Annotated in this window: 16 protein-coding genes; 11 read left to right on the forward strand and 5 right to left on the reverse strand. The window is 54.2% G+C overall.

What is annotated here, in order from left to right; genetic code table 11:
- Positions 1 to 40: 40 nt before the first annotated feature.
- The gene (locus EG028_RS16935) at positions 41 to 1,579 is read right to left on the reverse strand and encodes a putative Ig domain-containing protein (protein WP_120517858.1); all 1,539 of its coding nucleotides are present in this window, start codon (positions 1,577 to 1,579) and stop codon (positions 41 to 43) included.
- Positions 1,580 to 1,588: 9 nt separating this feature from the next.
- Positions 1,589 to 3,079 carry an alpha-L-fucosidase gene (locus EG028_RS16940; protein ID WP_241559165.1) on the reverse strand — a complete coding sequence of 497 codons (1,491 nt, stop codon included), beginning with the start codon at positions 3,077 to 3,079 and terminating at the stop codon, positions 1,589 to 1,591.
- 187 nt (positions 3,080 to 3,266) lie between these two features.
- Here EG028_RS16940 and EG028_RS16945 point away from each other — a divergent pair, with 187 nt between their 5' ends.
- The 4 genes from EG028_RS16945 (at position 3,267) to EG028_RS16960 (ending at position 10,173) form a co-directional block, all read left to right on the forward strand.
- Complete coding sequence (locus EG028_RS16945) at positions 3,267 to 3,860, forward strand: RNA polymerase sigma factor (RefSeq protein WP_120517857.1); 594 nt, start codon at positions 3,267 to 3,269, stop codon at positions 3,858 to 3,860.
- A 73-nt stretch (positions 3,861 to 3,933) separates the two neighbouring features.
- Entirely contained in the window at positions 3,934 to 5,106 is a 1,173-nt protein-coding gene (locus EG028_RS16950) for a FecR family protein (RefSeq protein ID WP_120517856.1), read from the forward strand.
- Positions 5,107 to 5,326: 220 nt separating this feature from the next.
- Positions 5,327 to 8,539, forward strand: coding sequence for a TonB-dependent receptor (locus EG028_RS16955; RefSeq protein ID WP_162946564.1), 3,213 nt, complete (start codon positions 5,327 to 5,329; stop codon positions 8,537 to 8,539).
- Between the two features lie 11 nt (positions 8,540 to 8,550).
- Positions 8,551 to 10,173, forward strand: a complete 1,623-nt coding sequence (locus EG028_RS16960; RefSeq protein WP_120517854.1) for a RagB/SusD family nutrient uptake outer membrane protein — start codon at positions 8,551 to 8,553, stop codon at positions 10,171 to 10,173.
- A gap of 351 nt (positions 10,174 to 10,524) precedes the next feature.
- Here the strand turns inward: EG028_RS16960 and EG028_RS16965 are convergent, their stop codons facing one another.
- Positions 10,525 to 11,226, reverse strand: a complete 702-nt coding sequence (locus EG028_RS16965) for a GAF domain-containing protein (protein ID WP_120517853.1) — start codon at positions 11,224 to 11,226, stop codon at positions 10,525 to 10,527.
- A gap of 293 nt (positions 11,227 to 11,519) precedes the next feature.
- On the opposite strand from EG028_RS16965, the gene EG028_RS16970 reads away from it, so the two are divergent.
- Complete coding sequence (locus EG028_RS16970) at positions 11,520 to 12,653, forward strand: glycoside hydrolase family 172 protein (RefSeq protein WP_120517852.1); 1,134 nt, start codon at positions 11,520 to 11,522, stop codon at positions 12,651 to 12,653.
- Between the two features lie 83 nt (positions 12,654 to 12,736).
- Here EG028_RS16970 and EG028_RS16975 read toward each other — a convergent pair whose 3' ends face one another.
- Positions 12,737 to 14,581: a chloride channel protein gene (locus tag EG028_RS16975; protein ID WP_120517851.1), complete on the reverse strand. Its 1,845-nt coding sequence runs from the start codon at positions 14,579 to 14,581 to the stop codon at positions 12,737 to 12,739.
- 121 nt (positions 14,582 to 14,702) lie between these two features.
- Here EG028_RS16975 and EG028_RS16980 point away from each other — a divergent pair, with 121 nt between their 5' ends.
- Positions 14,703 to 15,371, forward strand: coding sequence for a Crp/Fnr family transcriptional regulator (locus tag EG028_RS16980; protein WP_120517850.1), 669 nt, complete (start codon positions 14,703 to 14,705; stop codon positions 15,369 to 15,371).
- A 183-nt stretch (positions 15,372 to 15,554) separates the two neighbouring features.
- Here EG028_RS16980 and EG028_RS16985 read toward each other — a convergent pair whose 3' ends face one another.
- Positions 15,555 to 17,468 (reverse strand): glycoside hydrolase, encoded by a 1,914-nt coding sequence (locus EG028_RS16985; RefSeq protein WP_120517849.1) that lies wholly within the window; start codon positions 17,466 to 17,468, stop codon positions 15,555 to 15,557.
- A gap of 139 nt (positions 17,469 to 17,607) precedes the next feature.
- On the opposite strand from EG028_RS16985, the gene EG028_RS16990 reads away from it, so the two are divergent.
- The 5 genes from EG028_RS16990 (at position 17,608) to EG028_RS17010 (ending at position 25,338) form a co-directional block, all read left to right on the forward strand.
- The gene (locus EG028_RS16990) at positions 17,608 to 18,207 is read left to right on the forward strand and encodes an RNA polymerase sigma factor (protein WP_120517848.1); all 600 of its coding nucleotides are present in this window, start codon (positions 17,608 to 17,610) and stop codon (positions 18,205 to 18,207) included.
- A gap of 46 nt (positions 18,208 to 18,253) precedes the next feature.
- Positions 18,254 to 19,189 carry a FecR family protein gene (locus tag EG028_RS16995; RefSeq protein ID WP_120517847.1) on the forward strand — a complete coding sequence of 312 codons (936 nt, stop codon included), beginning with the start codon at positions 18,254 to 18,256 and terminating at the stop codon, positions 19,187 to 19,189.
- A 234-nt stretch (positions 19,190 to 19,423) separates the two neighbouring features.
- Positions 19,424 to 22,846, forward strand: a complete 3,423-nt coding sequence (locus EG028_RS17000) for a TonB-dependent receptor (protein ID WP_162946563.1) — start codon at positions 19,424 to 19,426, stop codon at positions 22,844 to 22,846.
- A gap of 17 nt (positions 22,847 to 22,863) precedes the next feature.
- A complete protein-coding gene (locus EG028_RS17005; RefSeq protein ID WP_120517845.1) occupies positions 22,864 to 23,682 on the forward strand; it encodes a DUF4397 domain-containing protein in 819 nt (272 codons plus the stop codon).
- Between the two features lie 3 nt (positions 23,683 to 23,685).
- The gene (locus EG028_RS17010) at positions 23,686 to 25,338 is read left to right on the forward strand and encodes a hypothetical protein (protein ID WP_120517844.1); all 1,653 of its coding nucleotides are present in this window, start codon (positions 23,686 to 23,688) and stop codon (positions 25,336 to 25,338) included.
- Positions 25,339 to 25,704: the final 366 nt, after the last annotated feature.

Below are 25,704 nucleotides of genomic sequence, written 5' to 3' on the forward strand. Positions count from 1 at the left end.
AATCCCTATATCCGGAATATACCAGCAGGTTTCATAAAATTCATTTTGCCTTCCGGATGCCGATCATCACCACTCCATGCTGGTTTACGGACGCAGAGAATTCATTATCAAATGTTCCCAGGTCTGTTTGCCGCCAGAGGTCGCGCACGATATATTTCCCGCTGACGCCCAGGTCCGACCATTTCAGGGTCACCTGCCTGGCGCCGCCGTCCGCAAGGTTAAACAACCCGGCCGCTTTGGAGCCATCTTCCATATCTTTTGCCATCACGCCAATGTCCTCACCCTGGCGGGATACGATGACTGCCTGTTTGCCCAGCGGGTCCTGGTTCACGGCCAGCACCTCGTCGTTCGTCAGCAGGCTGAGCGTGAAGTCATCCAGCCTTGTCATATCGCAACCCAGCAGCAGCGGTACAGCCATCAGGCACCATGCGGTCATATGCGTGTATTGTTCATCCGGCGTGAGTTTGCTCGGCCATTTTTCCGGTGCGTTCCAGCCTACCACGCCCACGATCATCATATCCGGATCGTTCCAGTGGCCGGGGCGGGCGTAAGGCGCCCATTTGTCCTGCGTGAAAATGCGGCTCTTCAGGCTTTTCCAGTTGTCCTTGATATCCCCGCCCGTGCGCCATGCATTGGATACCGTGCTCAGGTCGCCGATGGTGGCAAAAGGCGTAGAGTTGGACAGGCTCAGTACCACATCCCTCCCGCTTTGCCGCAGCCCGTCGTACATGGCTTTGGTTTCCGGCATCTCGATGGGGTTCCAGTCGTACTTCAGGTAATCGAAACCCCATTGCGCGAATTGTTTGATATCTCCTTCGAGGAAAGAATAAGTACCGATGGCATAGGGCAGCAGTTTTTTATTCCGGGCGATGTTTTCTTTCGTGCGTACGAAGGTGCCTTCTTTGTTCATCGCGGAGCCGCCGGTGCGGTGGCCGTAGGATTCTACCCAGGGAGTGGAATAGGTGCCGATCTTCAGGCCCAGCGCATGTACTTCGTCGCAGAGCGCCTGCATGTTATGGAAACGCGCGGTATCCGGCAGGATGGCGTGGAATTCCCCGCCGCGTACGCCCTGCCAGCCATCGTCTATGTTCAGGTAAGACCAGCCGTAATTGATCAGCCCGCTGGAAGCCATTGCCTTTGCCTGTGCGCTCACCTGCTCCTGCGTGATGCGGGTGCCGTAAATGTTGTAATGATTCCAGCCCATGGGTGGCGTCAAAGCGATCTCCTCGCCTACCACCAGCTTCAGGTCACGTTTGTTTTCTCCCGCTTTATTTTTAGCGGTGAGTTTGATCACGTAGGTGCCTGCTTTTGCTACAGCGCCGCTGATGCGGCCGGTGGCGGCATCGAGCTTTACGCCTTTGGGGAGGTTTGCGGCGGTAAAACGCATGGGCCTTTCACCGCTGGCGGGAATGGTAAATAAAATGGGATGCAGCGGTCTTACGCCAAACACTTTCGGCCCGTTGATCTTTGGCGCGGGGCCTTGTTTGGGTGTAAGGATCACGGCGCTGTCGTTGTGTTGTGCATGAGCGTCCGTCAGCCATACCAACAGGCAACAAAATATAAGCGTACTGAATTTCATAGTTGATCTTTATAGTTCCACCCTGACCACATCCACAAGGTTCGTGCGTTTTGAAGCGGGAACGGTGACGGATATTTCCTGGTTGTTGTAAGTGTAGTTGAGTTTTTCACCGGAGGCCAGCATTTTTATGGAACGCGGTTTTGCAGCGGTTTTGAGCGTAATGGTCACGTCTTCCGCCGGCAGCCTGTCCTGCTCGTATTTACCATTGTTCTTAAACTGATGCAGCACAAACAGGTAACACAGTTTCCCCTTCGAAGTAGCCGGTACAGACGCCGTTTCACCGGCCGGTAACTGGTCCACATTTTTAACGGACACCCCGTTTTTCTCCATCCAGCCCTGCACTACTTTCATATTGGTATACATGGCTTCGGGGAAAATGCCTTCTTTCGTAGGCCCTACACCCAGCAGGTAATTTACGCCCCAGGCGCGGGCGGATACAAACTCACCCAATGCAAAAGCGTTGGAGCGGAGGGGCTGTGTGTTACTGTTGGCCCAGCTGTTCGTCCAGGTGTTGCAGAACTCCGCCCAGGTATCTCCCGGGTCTTCTTTCGGCGGGTTCCGTTCGAAGGTGATAAAATCGCCTTTGCCATGCATACGCGGGTTCATTACGATGCCCGGTTGCAGCTTCCTGATCTCTTCCTGCGTGATCACATTTGCGCCGTTCGGAATCGGCGCTTTACCGTCGAACCAGAGGAGGTCTATTTTCCCGTAACGCGTCATCAGTTCTTCCACCTGTCCTTTTACCATAGCGCCATAAGCGGCCTGGTGCCGTTTTATTTCTTCAGGGGTATGGGTATTTTTCCGAGGGTTCAGATCACCGTCCACCTGCGGAAGGCCGGGATTGGCCTGGTAGCCGCGGTAATACAGGAAGGTCATGTAATCACGGTCGAAATACCAGTTGGGCGGGGAATAATACAGGCCCACCTTCATGCCGTATTTGTGGCAGGCGTCCACAAAAGGTTTGATGAGGTCTTTGCCGCCCATGAAAGTCTTGGTATCAAAGTCGCCGTAAGCACTGGGCCAGAGGGCGAACCCTTCGTGATGGCGGGCGGTGAGCACCGCATAGGTGAACCCCACGGCTTTTGCTGCTTTGATCCATTCTTCCGGGTTGTATTGTTGCGGGTTAAAGTCTTTGGCCATCGCCCAGTATTCGTTGGGCGTGATCAGGGGCGGTTTGCCGTTCAGGTTATAATCCTTTTGGGCCACCACTCTTGCCAGCTCCGCGGAGTCCAGCGTTTTGGTTGCCAGCGGCCGGCCGGGTATCATCGGCCAGGAGATGTCCATATCTTTTACAGAAGAAAGGCCCCAGTGGATAAACAGGCCAAGGCTGGCATCCGGGTACCATTGTGCATCAGGATGGGTGGAATGCGCGGACTTTTTTTCATCAGCCATACCGATCATGCCATGTTCGGCTTTCACCGTCTCCCTGTCTTTGTTCTGCGCGCTTACGTTCGCGCACAGCAACAGCGACATCAGCAGTGTGCAGTTGTAATGTTTCACAAGTGGAATTTTAAAACATAAAGAATAGGATATTTCCCCGTTTTAGCTGGTATAATTATGATCAATACCAATACTGCATTCGCTAACACTCATTATCCGCAATCCAGTACCAGCTTTGAACAATCGAACATCAGCCTTTGCGTTTCAATTATTTATTTTTGAATGAATTAACCTAACACGAACCTTTTTGAACAACGGTGAAGATTTCCACGGTGAAAAGGGGCTACTCTCGCGTATGTCTTCCAACGATCAGTCAGCTTTCAGGGCGCTGTACGAAAAGTACCACCATGCGCTGTACCGGCGTGTGTTCCAGCTCGTGCGTTCTTCCGCCGAATCGGAGGATATCCTGCAGGAAGTGTTCATTACCTTCTGGGAAAAAAGACGGGAACTGTGCGGGCACCCGGCTGTGGGCGGCTGGCTGTTCACCGTCACGTTCAACCGCACGGTGAACCACCTCAAGAAAAAACTCCGTGAAAAACACCGGGAACAGGCCGCCGTCGAAATTGCCGAAACGCCGGTGAACCTGGCGGAAACGGAAGCCCAGTGGAAAGTGCTGGAAGAGGCCATCGGCCAGCTTTCTCCCCAGAAAAGAAAAGTATTCCAGCTCTGCAAGCTGGAAGGTAAAACCTACGAAGAAGCATCGCAGCTGATGGGCATTTCGCGGTACACCGTAAAAGAATACCTCGGCGAAGTGATGCGGGCCATCAGGGATTACGTACGGCAGCATCCGCCGTACGACACTTCTTTTATGCTTTTACTGTTCCTGGAAATATTTTTATAAAAAACCTTCCGCGCATCCCCCCTTTTTTTTAATTCCTGTTGTATACATATATAAACACAGCAAACAAATCCTTTTGAACAGCGAACAACAAAGGCTCAAACAACTGTTATCCTCCGGCGCGCAGACGGACGCGGACGAACAATGGCTGCTTTCCTACCTGGAAACGACGGACGCCACGGGATTGCGCGAACTGGCGGCTACCCTCTTTCAACAAGAGCTGGCGGAAGGCGCCCGGATAGAACCGGCTTCTTCCCGGCGGTTGTGGGACCGGATACAGGAACGGTTGGAAGAGGGGCAACCTGTTCCGGAAGCCTTTCAACATCCCCAGCCGCAACCCGTCAGGCCGCCGAAATCCCGGATCGCCCTGTACTGGCAGGCGGCGGCAGCCGTACTGCTGATAGCCGGAAGCGTTTATCTCTGGCAGCATACCGCGCCGGAAAAAACACCAGTGGCTTCCCGGGACATAGTGCCCGGCAGCAACAAAGCCATGCTCACCCTTTCGGACGGGCGCACCGTGCCGCTGAACGATACGGCCGAGCAGGCGATCACAGCAGGCATCCACCAGCGGAAAGGACAGCTGGAATACAACGGGGACGAAACCGCGAACGGCATTCAATACAATGTGCTCACCACCCCGCGCGGCGGGAGATTCAGCGTCACCCTGCCGGACGGGAGCATTGCCTGGCTGAACGCCGCATCGTCCTTAAAATATCCCACCCGCTTCAGCGGCACGCGGAAAGTGGAACTGACCGGCCAGGGATATTTTGAGATCGCGCCCGGCACCACGCCTTTCGTGGTAACCGCCAACGGCGCGGAAGTACAGGTACTGGGCACCCACTTCGATGTGATGGCCTATGCGGATGAACCCGCGCTTAACATCACCCTGCTGGAAGGCGCCGTGGCCGTGAAAAACAGCAGCCATAAAAAACAACTCCGCCCCGGGCAGCAGGCCGTACTGAGCCCCGTCACCGGCGGCATGGAAGTACAGGAAGCGGATGTGGAAAAAACAATGGCCTGGAAAAACGGCCTGTTTGAGCTGGAGAATACAGACCTGCCCGCGCTGATGCGACAGCTGAGCCGCTGGTACGATGTGGAGATCGTGGATGAATCCGGCGGAAAAAACACCAAACATTTCGGCGGCCGCGTAGGCAGGGATATGCAGCTGGCGGATGTACTGAAAATACTCGAACAATATGACGTTCATTGCAGGATAGAAGGCCGAACGATCACCATCCTGTCCAAATAAAAACAAAAGATCATCACAGCACGCAGCTGCCCCGCCAAACCGGCGCAGGTAAAGCTTTGCCCGTGCCATCACACAGCGCCCTGTATTATTAATCCTCACCAAATTCCACTTATGTATGTATTTGTATTGTAAAAACCACAACCGGCAAACATCGCCGCCACTTAACACTAACCGCTGCAACAGTCCGATCATTACAACCCGGCGCAAAACATACCGCATCATGCGGATGACGGCGTTTTTCCTGCTCATTGCATTTTTGCAGGTATCCGCCAATGCATCGGCGCAGAACATCACCCTTACCGCTAAAAACGAACAGCTCAAAACCGTGTTGAAAAAGATCGCGAAACAGGCGGGATTGTACATCGTGTACGAAGAAAGCGAAATGGAGAACATGACGCCCGTAACCCTCCAGGTAAAGGCCACACCGCTGAAACAGGTACTGGATATCTGTTTCAAAAACCAGCCGCTGATGTACAACATCATCGACAAAACGGTAGTGGTGAGCCGGAAAAAAACGATCACGGAAGTGACGATAGCGCCCTCCAGCCCCGTATCGCCTTCCCACGCGGAAGAGATCAGGATACTGGGCCGCGTGCTGGAAGCCAAAGACCCGCCCATACCGCTCATCGGCGCGAACGTCACCATCAAAGGCAGCTCCAAATCCGTAGCCTCGGACAAAGACGGTGTGTTCGAGATCTATGTGCCGCGCGGCAGCACCCTTGTGATATCCATGGTAGGTTATAAAAGACAGGAATACATTGCGCGGGACGAACAGGCCAACCTGATCATCTCCCTGCAGCAGGACCTGAAAGTGCTGGACCAGGTGGTAGTCACCGGCTTCGGCACACAGAAGGTAAAAAACATCGCCAGCTCCGTGAGCACCGTGAATATGGACAACGTGCGGAACAAACCCGTGGCACAGCTTTCGCAGGCATTGCAGGGCGGCGCTACCGGCATACAGGTATCGCAAACCACCGGCCTCGTAGGCGGCGACCAGGCGGACATCCGCATCAGGGGCGTAGGCACATTGCTGAATGCCGCGCCACTAGTGATCGTGGACGGCGTGCCTTTTGACATGAACAACCTGGACCCTAACACCATCGAAAGCATCAGCGTGCTGAAAGATGCCGCCGCCGCGTCCATGTACGGCGCAAGAGCAGGCAACGGCGTGATCCTCATCACCACCAAACGCGGCGTGGCCGGTGTGCCGAACATCGAATACAACGGCTATTACGGTATACAACGCCCGCAATACATGCCCGACTTCGTGGATGCCGCCACCTGGATGGAAATGAACAATGCGGCAATGATGAACTCCGGCGGCAATCCCATCTACTCCCCTTCCGCCATAGACTCTACAAGGAATGGTTACGACCGGGTAAGGTTCCCGAACACCAACTGGCCGGACCTCGTGCTGAGAGAATCCATCCCCATCACGCAACATTCCCTCCTGGTATCCGGCGGTAACACGGCCGCGCGTTTTTCCCTCGCGCTGAACCACACTATGCAGCAGGGCCATGTGCGCAACTCCGATTACAACAGAACGACGCTGCGTGCAAACACGACCGTGGACCTGCTGAAGAACCTGTTCATTTACATGGACATTTTCGCATCCCGGAGCGATCAGAACCAGCCGTATGCCAGCAACCGCCTGACCACGGACATCTACCGCCGCATGTACACCGTACCGCCGAATATCATTTCCAAATTCCCCAATAAAGCGGACAACCCGGGTTATACCTATTACGGCATCTATGGCGAAAGCTGGAACCCGGTAGCCATGCTGGAAAAAGGCGGCAAGCTGAACCGCAGCAGGGACGAGGCATTGATCAATATCCGCCCGCAGTGGAACATCGTCCCCGGCCTCAGCCTGAAAGCCCAGGCCAGCTACCGTGTAGCTTCCGGGCTGGACAAAGCGGACCAGGAATCCTACATCTTCTTTGATTATTTCACGAACCGCACGGCCGGCGTCAATTATCCTTCCGTAAAAACCGCCACCCTCACCGCGCGTGAAAACTATATCTATCTCGGCGGCAACCTGGACTACAACCGCGATTTCGGAGATCACAACGTAAACGCCATCGCAGGTTACACGCAGGAGCTGCGCACCTACGAATCATGGCGCGATGTGGCCATCCGTTCCCTCTTCGCCAAAGCGTTTTATACTTACAACAACCGTTACCTCCTGGAAGCAGGCATCCGCAGGGATGGTTCCTCCCTCTTTGCCGATGGCAAAAAATGGGGTGTGTTCCCCTCCGTGGCGGTAGGCTGGAATATAGACCAGGAGTCTTTCTTCAAGACCGGTTTTATCAGCTCCTGGAAAGTAAGGGCCTCCTACGGCGTACTCGGCAACAATGCGATAGACCCTTATCTCTACCAGACCACCATCGATGCGGGCAACGGTACGGAAACCGTGATAGGCAACCCGAACGTGACCTGGGAAAAAGTGAACGAACTGAACATCGGTACGGACATGAGCCTGAAACCCGGCCTGAGCCTCACCGCGGAATGGTACGATAAAAAAACAACGGATATGATCATCACCCCGCAGCCGAACTTCACTTCCGGCACAGGCATCGGCACCGGCAATGCCGGGGCGCCGGTGAACATCGGCAGTGTGCGGAACAGGGGCACGGAGATCAAACTGAGTTATACCAAATCATTCAACAAAAACTTTTCTTTCAATGCCAGCGTGGGTTACTCCAAAAACAAAAGCGAAGTGCTGAAACTCACCGGCAACAACCAGCCTATCATCAGCGGGAACACCATCCTGTACGTAGGCGGCTCGCTGCGGGAGTTTTACGGCTACGCCACACAGGGCCTGCTGCAACCCAAAGACATCAGCGATGCGAACATCATGAAGATCACCGGCCAGGCTGCGGGCGACATCCGTTTTCTGAACTCGAACGGCGACAGCCTGATCAACAACCTGGACCGGGTAGCCCTGGGCAATACCGACCCGACCGATGTGTTTTTCTTCAACGTAGGGTTCCGTTACAAAGGGTTTGATTTTGAAACGCTGCTTTCCGGCGAATCCGGCGCACCCATCTTTTACACCGGGCTGAACGCCATCCCGCTAAACATCGGCGGCGAAAGCGGTACGCCACAGCAATTCCAGCTGGACTACTGGACGCCTGAGAACACCGGCGCCAGCAGGCCCAGGCTCACACCCACACCCGGCAATAACAGCAACTTCTCCGATTTCTGGCGCGCAGACGGCAAGTTCCTGCGGGTGCGGTACATTCAGCTCGGCTACCAGCTGCCCGAAAACATCAGCAGGAAGATCAGGGCCAAATCGCTGCGCATTTATGCAAACGCGCAGAATGCCTTTACGTTCTCCAATGTAAAAGTAATAGACCCGGAAAGCGGCGGCGACCAGACCACCGTGCCCCTGCTGAAATCCTACACGCTGGGTTTAAACCTTAAATTCTAAATCAACGCGAAATGAAAAGAACCAATATCCATATAGCATTTGCCGCGCTGATCACCTTCGCATCGTTCGGCTGCAAAAAAGAATTCCTGGAGCGGGACAATCCTACCGCGACCACAGACGATAAATGGTGGCGCCTGGAGTCCGACCTGCACAATTACCTGGAAGTGATCTATAACAACCAGGTGTCGCCCGGCGCGCTGATCACCTCTTCCTCCTACCAGGCGAACTGCCGCATGCATATGTCCGGCGTTACAGACGAATCCGTGTTCAGGGCAAACTTCGGCAGCTGGAATTCCTTCCCGCTGGGAGCCGTTACCGCTACGGACGGGTATTTGTCCAGCCTTTACCAGAACAATTACAAAGACATCCGCAACGCTTCGCGCATCCTGGAAAACTATTCCAGGATATACATGGAAAACCCGGTGGTGAAAGAACAACGCGCGGCGGAAGCCCGTGCGCTGAGAGCCAGGGCGCATCTTACGCTGTTCCTGATGTTCGGCCCCATTCCCATCGTGGACCACAGCATTTCCCCGGCGGAATCGCAGGCCATCCCGCGCAATACGCAGGAAGAAGTAGTGGCGTTCATTGCCTCCGAGCTGGACGCGGCTGCGGAAGTACTGCCACCCACCTACCCTACCAGTGACGCGTACAGGATATCCAAAGGCGCGTGTTACGCGATGGAGATCCAGCTGTACCTCTCGGTGAAGAACTATCCCAAGGTGATAGAATACGCGCAGAAACTCATCGGGCTGAATGTATATGACCTGCATTATTCCAACTCCGCCAGCGTGAACAGTTACGCGCAATTGTTCAGCTACGATGCGCTGGAAAACAAGGAACGAATCCTGTTCAGGCGCACGGGCAACTCCGGTGCGTTCTTCCGCTTCGGCCCCAAGAGCCTTTCAGGCCAGGCGGCCAACGGCCCTACCGCCGCGATGGTGAACAGTTACGAAACGCTCCAGGGCAAAACCTTGCAGGAACTGGGTGCGGACAGCCTGCAACATTACTGGAAAGACCCGTTTTACCGCAACAACCGCGACCCGCGACTGACCGCCAGCGTGCTGGTACCGGGGCAGACCTTTGTGAACCGCCTGCTGGACCCGTTCACCGCCGGCTCCGTGGACCAGATAGGCGCCGCGCAATCTACCCAAACGGGTTTCTGGGTTAAAAAATACGTGGACCCGAGGGACGTATCGCGCAACAACAGCGGCACCCTGAACTTTATGGTGATCCGTTACGCGGAGATGTTGCTGAGTTATGTGGAAGCGCTGGTAGAGTCGGGAGACTGGCAGCACCCGGATGTGATCATTTACCTGAACAAGATCAGGAACCGTGCAGGCATGCCGAACGTGGACGTGTCCGTATACAACTCGCAGGATAAAATGCGCGAGCTGTACCGCAGGGAACGGAAGGTGGAACTGGCCTTTGAAGGCACACGGGTATTTGATATCAGGCGGTGGAAGATCGGCGAGCAGGTGCTGACAGGACCGGCAGAGGGAGCGATCAACCCGTCCACCGGGAGGCCCGTGGTGGTGGAAACGCGGGTATTTAATCCTGCAAGGGACTATCTCTGGCCCATTCCTTTAACGGAAATCAACGGGAACCAGGCAATGAAGCAGAACCCCAACTGGTGATCATACGTCACGTCAGAGCCGGCCGGCAGTATTTACTGCCTGGCCGGTTTTTTATTGGTCCCAGCCGTTAGTTAAAACGATCACTTTAGTGCAAGGGCTCTAATATTGCGGGAGAATCTAAGACAGAACTGGCCTTGTTTGAGGTGTTGTTGTGAAAAGGTCGTCATTGCGAGGAGCTGCGGGGATTTGTGCAGGAGCCGCGACGACGCAATCTCCATATCCTGGAGTACGTCACCTCAATGCAGGAGATTGCTTCGTCGCCCCTCCCACTTGGCTCAACTGCTCCTCGCAATGACGGGCTTTACGCCAGCTTGGGGCACTAATGTTGAGGATCAGCAGCGCCGTATAGCACTACTCCGCACCACCGCCCTGGTGGAAGTATTGCCCTATTTCCGCCGCGATGGATTCTCCTTCCCTTATCTGCCAGTGTTTAAAGGGTTGGGCGGAATGCACGGAAAGCACGCCGATGATGTTGTTGTTGCCCATAATGGGAACAGACATCACCGAGCGGAAACCGGCGTTCACCGCCACGTTCCGGTGGGCGGCAAATGAATCTTCTTCCAGTACGTCGGGAATGACGATTGCCTGTACCTGCCTCAGCGCATTGCCGCAGGCGGAGCCGCCGCATGCGGTCACGGTTTTAAAGTGCTCCAGGAACTCGTCCCCGAAACCTTTCTGCGCCGCGATCCACAAGGTTTGTGTAGATCTGTCCAGCAGCTGGATATTCCCGAAATCAGCATGGTCTACGCGCATGGCCCGCTCCAGGAAAATTTCCAGCACTTCCTGCTTTAGCTGCGTTGTACTGCTGATGGCTTTTCCTGCGTGCTCGCTGAGCAGCGTGGGCGTTTCGCTGTCCGCATGTACCCAGCGGTCTTTTTCCAGCCTGATCTCTATGGTAGGAAGTTTTAAAGGGTTGCCGCCGCGGTGCGACCTGAAATTGTAAACGAGATAAACACCGTTGCCGGTATTGTGCATTACTTCAGCCTTGACGAATATAAATGTATCGCTGTCCAGCGGGTAGTTAAAAGAGATTACGCAATGACCATTGATCATATAAAGAGTTCACCGGTTTTGCTAAAGATATGGATTTCCGGCAATGTTAGGATATCCACAGCAAATATGCTGACAGTCTTCCGCCAGCCCCCTCTTTCCCCGCCAGCAGCAGGTTAAATAGTTGCGTTCTCATAACCATTAGATGATCCGATATAAATTTTCCACAATATTTTCTATATTGTTAAGGAATCCACCCTTCATTTTACCCGGGACCACGTGCGAATACAGTAACAGGGATGCCACTGCTCAATCGATATTGCATCATGTAACCAATTAACCAATTATAAACCCGTATGAAAAAACTGCTCTTCCTCTCACTGATATGCATAGGCCACATGGCCCTTGCACAGCAACCGTTCAACGGCCTGGATATGAACCTGGGCAATCTTTCCCGGCTTTCAGACGCCAAAACCCGCTCCATCAGCCCTGAAAACTTCAGCGGCGAACCCGGCAAAGGCGGCATGGCCACGCTGGAACAGGGCAATGCCAAAAATGCCGCCCGCGACCTGGAGCAGGGCTGGAAAGTAAATCCCTACATTCACATAGAACCGGGCAAAACCTATACCCTCGCCGAGATCACCGGCCCAGGCGCGATCCAGCACATCTGGATGACGCCCACCGGCAACTGGCGTTATTCCATCCTCCGCTTTTACTGGGACGATGAAACCACCCCTTCCGTGGAAGTGCCCGTGGGCGATTTCTTTGGGATGGGATGGGGTGAATACGCGCAAATGAACTCCCTGGCCGTAACCGTCAACCCCGGTAGCGCGTTTAACTGCTACTGGTCCATGCCCTTCCGCAAAAAATGTAAGATCACTATGGAAAACATCAATACAGAACGGATGACGCTGTACTACCAGGTGGACTACACGCTCACCTCCGTGCCGGAAGACGCAGGGTATTTCCACGCACAGTTCCGCCGGAACAATCCCGTAAAAGGCGCTGAATTCACCATGATAGACGGCGTGAAAGGCAAAGGGCAATACGTGGGCACTTATATGGCCTGGGGCGTGAATAATAACGGCTGGTGGGGCGAAGGCGAGATCAAGTTCTTCATGGACGGGGACAATAAATTCCCTACCATTTGCGGCACCGGTACGGAAGATTATTTCTGCGGCAGTTACAACTTTGACAACAAAGGAAAATACCAGGAATTCTCCACACCCTACGCCGGCCTGCACCAGGTAATACGGCCGGACGGGCTGTATAAATCACAGCAGCGTTTCGGTCTGTACCGCTGGCATATCATGGACCCTGTTCGTTTTGAAAAGGAACTGAAGATCACCATACAGGACCTGGGCTGGAGAAGCGGCGGGCGTTATCTTCCGCAGCAATCGGACATCAGCAGCGTCGTGTACTGGTACCAGCGCGAGCCGCATGCGCCCTTCCCCAAACTGCAGGCGAAGAACGAACTGGAGGTGAATTAAAAATCACAAAGCCGGGTTAACCTTCCGGGCTATGAACCGGAGGTTAACCGGCTACCTGTCACACTTGAACCATTCTTTATATTTTATTTCCCCAGCCACTTCCTGCTGCTGACGATCAGTTTGTTCCGTTGTCTTTTTACCGAAATAGCCTGCTGGTGCTGCTCCGCGGCATTGCGGCGTTTATTGTATGCGGCGAACACCTGCGCGGCGGTGAGCAGCCCCACTATTCTCGACCTGTTATCTTTCTGCAATACCGGAAGGTATTCCAGCCCGTGACGGTCCATCAGCTGAACGGCGGTATCCAGGCTACTTTCAGGGTATACCCATGTGGCCTGCGGAGATACCAGCGAAGCGATATTGTCTTCACCGGGCGCCTGGAACAGCTGGTGCAGGCCCACGATGCCGGCAAAACGCCGTTCGCTGTCTTCCACAACCAGCGGTTGCTGCGGGCCATCCGCCGCCTGCACGCGCTTTTTCACCTGCGAAATATTATCCTCCGGCAATACCGTCAGGAAGGTAAAAGACATACCATCCGCTACGCGCATCGTGCGCATCATATCCGGCTCGTAAGCATCCGGCGTGCTGATGCCGCGGCGGCGGATCTTCTCCGTCATGATCGAGCCTTTCATCATAAAAAACGATACAAAGTAAGAAGCCGTACAGGCGCCCAGCAGCGGCAGCAATCCATGGGACTGCATGGTGGTTTCCAGTGCGAACACAATGGACGTGAGCAGCGCGCGCGCCGCGCCGGCAAACATGGCCGCCATTCCGATCAATGCACAGGTGGGCAGGCTGATGCCGCTTTGCGGGAAAAAATACAGGACCAGCATACCCAGGCCAAGGCCCGTGGCCCCTCCTATCGTGAGCAAAGGGGCCAGTGTGCCACCCGAAGTACCGCTGCCCAATGACACAGACCAGGAGATAAATTTCAGAAAACATAATCCCAGTACCAGTTGCAGCGGGACGGATCCCGTCAGCAGGTCCGAAATATTATTGTAGCCTACGCCTAAAGTATACGGTGCAAAATAACCCGTGACACCAATGGCGATGGCGCCGATAGCGGGCCACCACATCCAGTGAACGGGCAGGTGTTCGAAGAGGTCTTCTATCAGGTAAATGCTTTTGGAGATCAAAGCGGAAAACACGCCTATTACCGCGCCCATGCCGGTGTACCAGATGAGCGCGCCATAGGTGGGCGCCTGTATATCCGGCATCGCAAATACCGGCGCGGTGCCGAACAGCAGCAGGTGCATGGCCGCGCCTGTGGCACAGGCAAGCGCCACGGGGATCACCGAGCGCGGGGAAAATTCAAACAACAACAGTTCGATAGCCAGCAACACTGCCGCCACCGGCGTTCCGAAAATGGCGGACATGCCCGCTGTGGCGCCCGCCGTGAGCATTACTTTCCGTTCATTGGGCGATATCCGCATGATCTGCCCCGCAAAAGAACCGAAAGCCCCGCCGGTGGAAATGATCGGGCCTTCCGCGCCAAACGGGCCGCCGGTGCCAATGGATATCGCGGCGGACAGTGGCTTCAATAAAGTAATGATCGGTTTGATGCGGCTCTCGTTCGTCAGCACCTGCTCCATGGCTTCAGGAATGCCATGCCCCCTGATGGCGGGCGAGCCCAGCTTTGCCATCACGCCTACAATCAAGCCGCCGATAACAGGCACCACCAGTACCCAGAGGCCCAGCGTATTGTGCGCGGGGCTGGATTCATGAAAGGAAAATGTGCCGTAAAAAGCCAGGTTGGTGATCAGGCTGATGAGCGCTACCAGCAGCTTTGCGATAAAGCCGATGATCACCGCGTTTAATACAGCCTGTATGCCCAGGAATAATACTCTCCTGGAAACGGGCCTTTCCTGCCCGGGTTGTTGCCCTTCATTCAGTAAGTCGTCCAGCGAGGGGGCAACCGGTATTTTGTCCATATCAGATCGGGATATTTCCTGCAAATATATTGCCTTGGCAATATTATTCAATGATATTTATCAATTCATACAATAATTATATTGTTTAGGCAATTAATTTATTTCCGCTAATTTTGCGCCCATGAACCATCACCCGCACTGTTTCCTCCACGAGCATTGCCTGCCCGAATGGAAAGCGGCCATCGCTAGCAACGCCCGGCCGACCAGCTTTAAAAAGGGGGCGGTCGTGTTCCGCGAGGGCGACCCGGTGGAAGGATTTTATTTTATCCATACCGGCAAAGTGAAAGTGCATAAACAGTGGGGGGAAGAAGGTAAAGACCTGATCCTCAAATTTGCGGGGGAAGGGAACCTGCTGGGGCATCGCGGGCTGGTGTCCGGCGATGTGTACCCTGTGTCCGCCACGGTGGTGGAGCCGGTGGAAGCCTGTTTTATTACGCCCGAATTTTTCCAGGCTACCATGCTGGTGAATCACCAGCTGGCTTACCGCATGATACTCCTGTATGCGGATGAACTGCAACAGGCGGAACAGTCCATGCGGGACATGGTGCATATGAACGTAAAAAGCCGTATTGCAAAAAGCCTGCTGAAGCTGGAAGAGATCTTCGGGAAAGATGAGGAAGGATATATCAACGGCGGCCTGAGCCGCCAGGATGTGGCGTCCTATGCGGGCACTACTTATGAAACGCTTTTTAAAACCATCAATGAATGGGCGGCGGAAGGCATTGTTGCTTCAGCCGGTAAACAACTGGCTATCCTGCATACGAAGAAACTCAGGAAGCTCATACAGTAAGTTGATGTTTTCCCTGCCTGAAACCGTTTCGCGTAAGAAGCAGGATCATCCATCGAAAATGATGGTATATTCTCCCCTACTCAAAGTATACGATACGTATAGGATACGTATACGAGAGGTATAGGAGAGCGCCCGGGAAGGCCCGGTAAAATAGTACCGGGATGACCTCTTTACAAGCCTGAGTTATTGGAACACCAATGTTGTATAGGTCGTTGCTTCCAGGTCAAACACTGCTTTGCCATTATTCACCGGTATGGCCTGCTCCTCTTTCATGCCCCTGTTTTTATCCGTCACCCATACTTTTAACGACCGCACGCCGGATGGCAATCCTTCCAGGCTTACGTTGCGCGTAGCACCATTGTTCACGAGGTGGATAGCATACACTCCTTTTTTCCGATCACCCAGCGCGGCGATGGAAATATCTTCTTTGTCGGACGTCGCTTTTAATGCTTTTAATCCTGCCGGTGTGGAAGCCAGTTGTTTCAGGTTCCAGAACCGTTGTGTGGGGCGCAGCGGGGAATGATCCCCGAAGATGCCGCCACCGGCCAGCGGGGAGTAATCCGCCGTGAGTTGCCATTGCAGGATGGATGCGGGCTGGCAGATGTTGAGCAGGCGGGTGTAAAGATTGATCTCTTCGCGCGCATAGGTTTCTTCTTCAAACACCTGCGGGTATCCCCATGCCTGGGCATCGATACTGCCCTCTCCCACTATCAGCGGCAGGTTCAGCTTTGCGGCGGCGTCCGCCCAATGCTGTAACGTAGGCCGGTCCCAGCCGCGCCAGCTGTGAAAAGATACCGCGCCGATGTACGGCAGCGCGGCAGCGTCCTGCATAGCGGGATGAATGAACTTCCAGGAGTTGGCGTCTGAATTATCGCCGAGGAGCAGTTTTGTTTTGAGGCCGCGCTGCTTTAAATGCGCGCCCATGCCTTTGATAAACGCGGCATGTTCCTCTCCCGTCTGCCGGATATTGATGCCAAGGTCCGATTCGTTGAAGGAGAACATACTGATCTCCACGCCGTAATGTTCTTTGAGGAACTGTATATAATCGCCGATAGATTGATAGATCTCCTGTATACTCGTTTCATCCAGCGGGTTGCCCCAAACGCCTTCCGGCGTGGGGCTGAAGCGGGGCGTGCCCACCACGGCCCAGGCCGGGCCGGACCATGCGGAGAGGATCACCGGCATCCCTTTTTTATCCAGGCGCTGCGCCATTTCCATAGCCTGGCGCACATTCGGGTGCAGCTTGCCTTTACGGGCGGAGTCCAGCGGGTTGTCTGTTTTATTCACCTGCCAGAAACGCCAGGGCATCTCTACCCTTCCCCAGGCCAGGCGCATATTATCGAGGCAATAACTGATCACCTGCGGGTCCGTTGCGGGATTTTGCAGCCGGAAGTTCCCGCCGAACCCATCAAATACACGGCCTGCCTCCGCGGTGCTGAGAGCCAGTTTTGCGGGCAGCGTATCCACTGTTCCGGAGGCTTCCAGCGTGAGGGCCAGCCTGGCTGTGCCGCCTTTCGCCAGTTTACCCGTATGAACGGGCACGTATATATCAAAACGGCCATCCTTCCCTTGTTTAATAAGCGGGGATACAAACCCGGGGAAACCCATCACCAGGCTGCGCCCCATCGCCTCCGCGGTGAGTTTTTCCACCATGCCGGGGTTGCCCGCGGCCAGCGGGGTTGCGGCTCTTTCATCCCCCCGGAGCGTAGCTTTGCCGTACCATTCCGCAGGCAGCGATATACAGAAATACACGCCCTCCATGGATACATCCTCCAGGGCCGTCACCTTCACCATCACACCTACCGATCCTACTTTTCCCTCACGCAGGGTTTCGGTAAAAGACAACTGGTCAATCGCTGTGGTGACCGTCTGCCGGTCTCCATCCCGTTCATATTTCGGTCGCTGTCTTTCTTTCCCGGTGGCCTTTACCATCTTCCATCCATCCGTCGCCACGCGCAGCGAGGTCTCAAATTCCATCAGCTGCCCGTTGATGCGGATGCCGCGGATATTGCCCCAGGGCGCCAGTTCCGTTTGCGCCATCACCAGCCCGTCGTGGCAGCATAAAAGACCCAGTAATGCCAGTGTTTTGAGATGCATAGGTTATTCTTTGACGGATAAATATAACAGGAAAAATACCCGGGAAGGGTACGGTTTTGTTAAAGAATAGGTATTGGAATGTAAGGTGCCCGCCCGGAAATTAATATACAGGTAATTTTACCCCTCTTATCTTTGCCCGGTGAATCATCTACCAGACGACCAGCTGTTCAGCCAAGTGCAGCAGGGTGATGAAAAGGCTTTCGGGGAACTTATGCAGCGGCACAGCAGCCGCCTGTATCGCCTTGTATACAGGCATGTACAACGGTCGGACGCCGCCAAGGACATCCTGCAGGACATCTTCATAGCCGTTTGGAACAACCGCGCCCGGATCATCGTCAAAGATTCATTGTACCCTTACCTCTACCGCTCCGCCAAAAACGCTGTAATAGATCATGCGCTGGCCGCGCGCCGGCATGTGCCCCTTTATGAAGAGGAATACGACCAGCTGCCGGGCACCCTCACCGGCGTGGAAGATCACCTGCATGTGCAGGAACTTGAGCGCGCCCTGCAACAGTCCATCCGCACTATGCCGGACACCATGCGGACCGTGATGATCCTCAGCCGGGAAGAACGGCTCAGCTCCCGCGAGATCGCCGCCAGGCTCAATATCTCCGAACAAACCGTCAGGAACAACATATCCATGGCGCTGCACCGCCTGCGCCAGCAGCTGGGCCTGCCCGTTGTGCTCGTATTGTTGCCCTCCGGCCTCGTGTTCGGTAATCTGGTAACATTATCTTAATACAGTTTACCGGTACATCTCTCCCTTTTGCAGGTTAATCAGGTATATGGACTTACAATCACCTGAACGGCCGCCTTTAACAATACTCGAAAAATACAGGAACGGGGAATGTACCCCCGAAGAATCCAGGCTGGTGGATGAATGGTTTGACGCGGAAGACCGCGCGGCATCCTACCCCAACGAAGCCGCGGACCTTGCAGCGGTACACCACGTGGTGATGCGCCATATACAGCCGCGCCGTTACCTGGCTCCCAGGCGCTGGTGGATGGCGGCGGCGGCGGCAAGCGTACTGCTTTTCGCGGGTGTGTGGTATTTTAGTCAGTCCGGCGTACGCCAGCCGCCACAGGCGGAGCTTACCGCTATCAGCACGGTGCCGGGGCAGCAGAAAAGGGTCATCCTGCCGGACGGCTCCTCCATCCTGCTGAACAGTTCCTCCCAGATCCGCTATGCCGGCGACTTCCAGCAATCCCGCGAAGTGTACCTGCGGGGGGAAGCATTTTTTAACATCACTCCCTCTTCCCGGCTGCCATTCCGGGTGGTAACAGACAGCCTGCGCATACTGGTACTCGGCACAAGTTTCAACATCCATGCTTATCCGGGCGGCCATACACTTTCCGTCACGCTTCAAAGCGGCAAGGTACAGGTGAACACAGATGATACACAACCCGGTATTGTACTACGTCCGGGCGAAGTGCTCCGTTATGCCGGCCATAAAATGGAAGTGGGCATCGCGGATATGGAAGCCGCGCTGGCCTGGCAGAAAGGACTGTTTGTATACAGGAATACGCCGCTGGGCGAGATCTGCGAAGATATAGAAAGGCGTTACGGCGTACAGGTGAACATACAACCAGGAAAACTGGCGGCCACGCCTTATCATTTTTCCTCCCGGCAGGCGCCGCTGGCCGATGTGCTGAAGGCGCTCAGCGAATCAGGGAAGGGTTTCCGGTACAGGATCGAAAAAGATACTGTCAGCATTTATTAAATACGGTTTTCATACAGCAGGCATCGGCAATATTCTGATCACATTTAAAACAGTGACCGCTATCGACATCATCAACTGATCTTCCATACCGCAAACGTGACCTTAAACAAAAAGCGGGTGTGCTGCTACACTCCCGCCCGGTAAGTTTAACGGTTACATCGATTTCATAACCATAATGCTCATTAAACTATGCACAATTTTACAAAAAGTAGTGTAACTAAATTGTTATTGTTTATGGGGAAGCTAGCTTTCATTTCCCTGACTGTACTACTCTCCACCGCAAGCCTGCTGATCGCTTCGGACAGCAGATCGCAGGACCTGCAAAAGATCCGCGTCAGCGTACGTTTCAGCCAGGCCCGGCTGGAAGAGGTGCTGAACGCCCTGGAACACCAGTCAGGCTTACGATTCACCTACCCAAGCGCGATGAAGAACCGCGGCCCCGTCTCGCTCAACCTTCCTGAAAGCAATATGCAGGAAGCCTTGCAGCAACTGGCCTCCGGCCTTCATCTGCGCTTTTCCCGCACGGACGGGCTGATTGCCGTGAGCCCTTCGCAGGTACAGGCGCCTCAGCAGGTGACCGGCACGCTGCGCGGCAGGGTCGTGGACTTCGAAACGTCCATGCCGCTCCCGGGCGCAACCGTGGTACTGCAACCCGGCAACAAAGGAATGGTGACGGATGAAAAAGGGTATTACCAGTTTGCCGCGCTGCCCGCCGCCACCTACCAGCTGAAAGCAACCTTCATCGGTTACCAGGACCATATACAAACGGTAAAGATCACGGAGAAGGAACTGGTGACGGACATTAAACTGCGCGCATCCGCCAACCTCAACACGGTGGTGATCAAAGGCAGGCAGGGATTCAGCCGCTCACCGGTATCCTATACCAGCGACAAAGAACTGCTCTCCGAGATCAGGAATGCGAGAGGCGTGATATCCGGCATTTCGAACGAGCAGATCGTAAAATCGGCGGACCGCAATGCCGCGGAGATCGTACGCCGCATACCGGGCATTACCGTGGTGGATGATAAGTTTGTGGTGGTAAGGGGCATGAATTCCCGTTACAACATCACCTACCTGAACGACAACATTGCGCCCTCCACGGAAGTGTACAACCGCTCCTTCGCATATGATATGCTGCCTACGCCGGTGATCGATAAGATACTTGTGTTTAAATCCCCTTCCGCTGATATGATGGGTGATTATTCCGGCGGCGCCGTGAAAGTGTTCACCAAAAACACCCGCCCGGTACGCCACTTTGATGTGGGTGTGCAGCTGGGATTCCGTGAAGGCACTACTTTCAAAGACCTGAATGCCACCCGTCACAGCAGCACAGACTGGCTGGGCTTTGACGACGGCCTGCGCAAAACGCCCAACCTGCCTACCTACCGCGAATCAGGCGGCAAATACCAGGTGAGCCAGGCGGATATGATCTCCCAGTTCACCGGAGACTGGACCTATGACAAACAACAAGCCCTGCCGGACATGCAGGTATTCCTGAATTATTTTGACAACGTGGGCCTGGGCAAATGGAGACTGTTCAACCTTACCTCCATCACCTACACCAATGAAAACCGTCACTTTATCCAGGAAAGGCAGACCGGCAATACGTATACCTACATGCTGGACAAATTCAGCTATAACCTCGGCTCCTCCAATACGCTCGGTACAAACGACCAGAGCAGCCAGCTGGCGAAGATCAACCTGCTGCAGAACTTTACGCTCCGTATCGATACACTGAACCGCATTGAGTGGAAAAACTTCGTGCTTAATGAAGGCCGCAATTCAGTGGGCGTGCAGATCAACAGTCAGAATGTTCACCCTGACAAAGCTGCTTTCAACAACTACACCGAAAAGAAACAAAATACTTTACAGTTCCAGCAGCGGATGCTGTACAACGGCAACCTGGGCGGCTATCACACCTTTCGCAACAGGCTGAAACAGGAGCTTCACTGGAACCTGGGTTATTCCTACAGCCTGCAGAACGTACCGGATCAGCGTGTATCCCGTTTCACGCGCAATTACGCGCCCGGCGGCCTTACCTCCGCGGAAGATGCGGACCTGCGCTGGGAAGTGGATTACGGTGTCACCCAAAATTACCTGTTCTACGGCATGATGAACCGTTTCTTCGTGAAGAACACCGAGAACACTTACAATGGTTCAGCCGACTATTCCATACAGGTGACCCCGAAACTGCTGCTGAAAGCCGGCACCTACCACCTGTTCCGCAACCGCACCGTGGACAGGCGTTTCTTTAAAGTAAACCGCGGCGGGCTGACCGGCAACGAAGCATCGCTGGTGTTCACACCCGGCGGCTGGGACGGCAATGGTAAAGTAGATCCCAAACTCCTCACCTTCCGCGAGCAGGACCTGGCCAACATCTGGCAGGCCGCCAACTTCAGGGAAGACGGCAGTGGCCTGAAGCTCTACGACGGCAGCACGCCCATAGACCGTTACGTGGCCAGCGAGCAGAACAACAGCGGGTATGTGCAGGGCGAATGGAGCGGCTTCAACGATAAACTGACCGTACATGCCGGCGCACGTTTTGAACATCATGTACAGCAGGTATCCGGTGCGGTTACCGGCATGGGTGAGATATTCCTCCCTGTGCATGTGAACCTCACGCAGGACAAACTGCTGCCGAGCGTGCAGCTGAACTACCGTCCTGATAACAAATGGGTGGTGCGCAGCAGCTACGGCCGCACGGTGAACAGGCCGGAGCTTCGTGAGATCGCGCCTTTCAGCGATTTTGATTTTGTGAACCAGGAAAGGATCACAGGCAATGTGCTGACGGTGGGCTCCGTGATTGATAACTACGATCTGCGCGCGGAATTCTATCCCGGGAGCACCGGCAATGAAACCATCAGCGCGGGCGTATTCCTGAAAGAAATAGACAAACCCATCGAGCGGCTGCGTTTTGCCAACGGCAACGAAGATTATACCGGCAGTACGGGCATCACCTTCTTTAATTCCGACAAGGCCACCGTATACGGGATAGAAGTAGAACTGCGCAAAAACCTCGGTTTCCTGCCGGGCGACTTATTCCGCAAGATGTCTGTAGTACTGAACGGCGCATGGATAGAAAGCAACGCTTCCCGCAAACAATGGCCGGTGATCGACAACCCGAACATCGTTCAGCAACCGGGTCAGAACGCAGGCCTGTTTTCCGGCCGCCCCTTGCAGGGCCAGGCGCCTTACGTGCTGAATGGCGGATTGTATTATGAAAATCCTTCCTCCGGCACCAAACTGGGTGTATTGTACAACGTGAGCGGCCCGAGCATTTATGCGCTGGCAGACGGGAACGCGGATGAAATCCTCGCGCTCCGCGCCAAAACGGACGGTTACGAAAACCATGAATATGTGACGCTTGCTACCAGCCCCGACCTGCTGGAACTGCCGCGCCACCTGCTGGACATTTCCCTCACACAACGCATATACAAATCCCTGCAGGTGCGCCTGAACGTGCAGAACCTGCTGGATGCGCCCGTGCATATCGTAGAGGACCAGAACTTCAACCACCGTTACGACAAAGAGCGGCAAGTGCCCGCGGAGCAGCAGGCAGACCGCGCGGCGGGACGGTATTATTTCCAGGGAGACAATACTTTCCTGAAATACCGCACCGGCAGATATTGCACTCTCACTTTCACTTATTCATTCTGATCATTATCATACAACCGATGAAAAAAATCATTCAGCTCATCATAACCGCCGCCCTCCTTGCAGGGTGCAAAAACGAACCGGGAGACCTGGCCCCGGCGGATACGAAGATTGCGTTTTACAATGCCTCGCAGGTACTGCGTAAGGAAGTGGAGCAAAAGAACCAGTATTCCGCAACAAAGCCGGCCTTTATCCTGCTGAACACAAAGGCTCCCGTAAAACCGGATACGCTACCCCCGATGGACAAGCAGGGATATGCGTATTTCGCGCTGAGTGCCGGCGGGCAGCAGTTCTGCCCATTGGGGTACAGCAGCATCACCACGATCCCCTGGATGAGTTATATGCGTGTTACGCCCGGCAGGCAGGACATCAGTTTCCTCGATACGGACACCACCCTGCTGGTGACCGGCAAGCTGGACATTCCCCGGGACGCGGAGACGACCGTGTTTCTTGCGGACAGTCTTGGCCAATACCGGACGATCGTGACCAACGACGCCCACACAGCACCGGCAAACGGCATCAGCCTGCGTTTTGTACACGCCGCGCCCGATACCGGAAAACTCCGGCTGAAAGTGAACCAGGCATGGCTGCCGCAAACCTGGAGCTTTGGGGAGGCATCCGCCTTTGCAGACCTGCCGATGGCGGACAGCCTGCAATCAGCTATCTACCGCATACAGTTAAGCCCGGCCTCGGATACTTCCAAAGTACTCAGCAAATATGTGCTGAAAGCCGACCGCAGGCAGATCTACACACTCATTGCAAACGGGTACTTTGATTATCACGACGAAACCGATTACATGGCGCCTGATTTCAGGTTAAACATTTTCAGAAACAAATAACACATGAAACACTCCTCTTTCCTTACATATACCCTGCTGGTTTTACTGGCCGTTTCAGCCTGCCGCAAAGTAGACGATGACCTGAAGGCGCAGTACGCACAACCCAGCATCAGCACCACCGGCATCACCCTGCCGGATGGCACGAACATCCCTTATCCCAAAGACGTGAAGCCCGGTGATACCGTTACCATCTCCGGCCGGCTGAACCTTTCAAAAGGAGGCGTTATCAGGCTGGGAAAAGAAGACGCGGTGACCGTTTACCGTGACAGCATGCCTTATACCTATTTTGCCACAGGCGATCAATACACGCTGGAAATAGCAAAGTTTGTCGTAACACCCGGCATGGGCGCGGGCCCTCAACCGCTTGTGGTTACCTGCGGGCCGTACCGCCACCAGGGGCCGGACGTGAATATCGTAGTGCCGGGCGCCGGAGGCTCCCAGCCGGACACCACGCTTATCGTAACGGAAATATTCAACGGGACGACAGATATGCCCAACTTCCTGCAGCGATACAGAACTTACACCAAATCCGGTTTCTACTTCAAAACAGCCCTGCATGTTACCCCGGACGGCACTGTTTATTTATGTAGCGCCTGGGATGTGTACCGCCTGGTGAACGGCCGGATGGAACTATTGCTGCAAAAAGAAGACGGCATCATCATAAACGGCGAGGCAGTGACGATCAAGGAAATCAGCGGTGCCGCACCAAGCCCCGACAATACGCTGTTGTACCTCTCTTTTTCAAGCACCGTGACCGCGCCCGACAATTATAACAGGGTGAACTACCTGGTCAAAAAAGATCTTGCCAGCGGCGCCGTTACCCTGCTGAATAAAACGGAAAGTGAAATGGATATTGAATGGGATTATCCTACAGGCAACATCAGGCCGGTGCTGCAAAGCTATGGCGGGCCGGTTGCCCAGGTGCCCGTGTTTGCCGATTACCTGAAAGTGGATGCCAAAGGCCGCCTGCTCTTTCATAATTTCATCTCCTATGCCTATGACAAAGACTATTTTTGCCGGCTCGGCGATCAGGGTAAGATCACACCCTTATTTGAGCAAAAGGAAAGCCAGGTGAACCTGTTCAAAACGGAGTATATGTTCGGGTTTACGGAGGACGGTTCGGCTGCTTTTGTAGCCCATGAGCACAATAATGTCTGGCCACGCTCTACCGGCATCACCGTACTGGACCTGGAATCTCTTGAACCGACGGATTACGTGGATGCCAACGTCAATTTCACATTCGCTTCATTTGATACCTTAAAGGAAAGAAGGATGGAAAAGGAATCCGGATTATTCACTTCTTTTTCCGTTGTGGAGCCCGGTGATTATCTCCCGATCTCGCGAAAGGAAATGTTGTTCATTAATTCCTACAGTATTGCCTCCATAAACCCTGAATTGGCCTACCTGTATGCCTATGCGGGAATTGAGCGGGGCTGTTACTCCTCGGGGACCAGCGACGGTGCCCTGCTGCCAGTGCAAAACCAGCTGACCGGCCCGGCCAAATATGTAAACTACGGTTTCATCCAGGGCGGAGGTAATGTAAGGTTCCTTGGGAAAGATGCTTCCGGGAAAATATATCTGATGCGCGGGGGGGAAAGACAACTTTTCCCCAGGGCATACATCCCTCCCAGAATATTCACCCTGTCCAAACCCTGACCTGTTTATCCCGTATTCAAACAGGACGGCCGTAAGTTATTAACTACAGCCGCCCTACCAATACTCAGACTTTAATTGTAACCGGTAAAGGAGTGGTATTTCCATACTGCTCCTTTTTGTTTGTGTCAATCGCCATACCCGGCCACCAGAACAAAATCCAAACAGCTTTGTTAGTATTTATAATTATTGACACATAACAGCAATAAGTTATTGTAAAAAAATAGCACACTCGTATTATCCGGGGATAGGAATGAAAGGAATACATTTGCCCCGGAGTATGCTCCAAAATAACCCGTAGCGCATACTATTTGATTGAACCAAAACAACACCTACAGTAGAACCGTAACCGATATCCAGGCAATCCGA

This window comes from Chitinophaga barathri (assembly GCF_003807585.1).
Taxonomy (GTDB): domain Bacteria; phylum Bacteroidota; class Bacteroidia; order Chitinophagales; family Chitinophagaceae; genus Chitinophaga; species Chitinophaga barathri.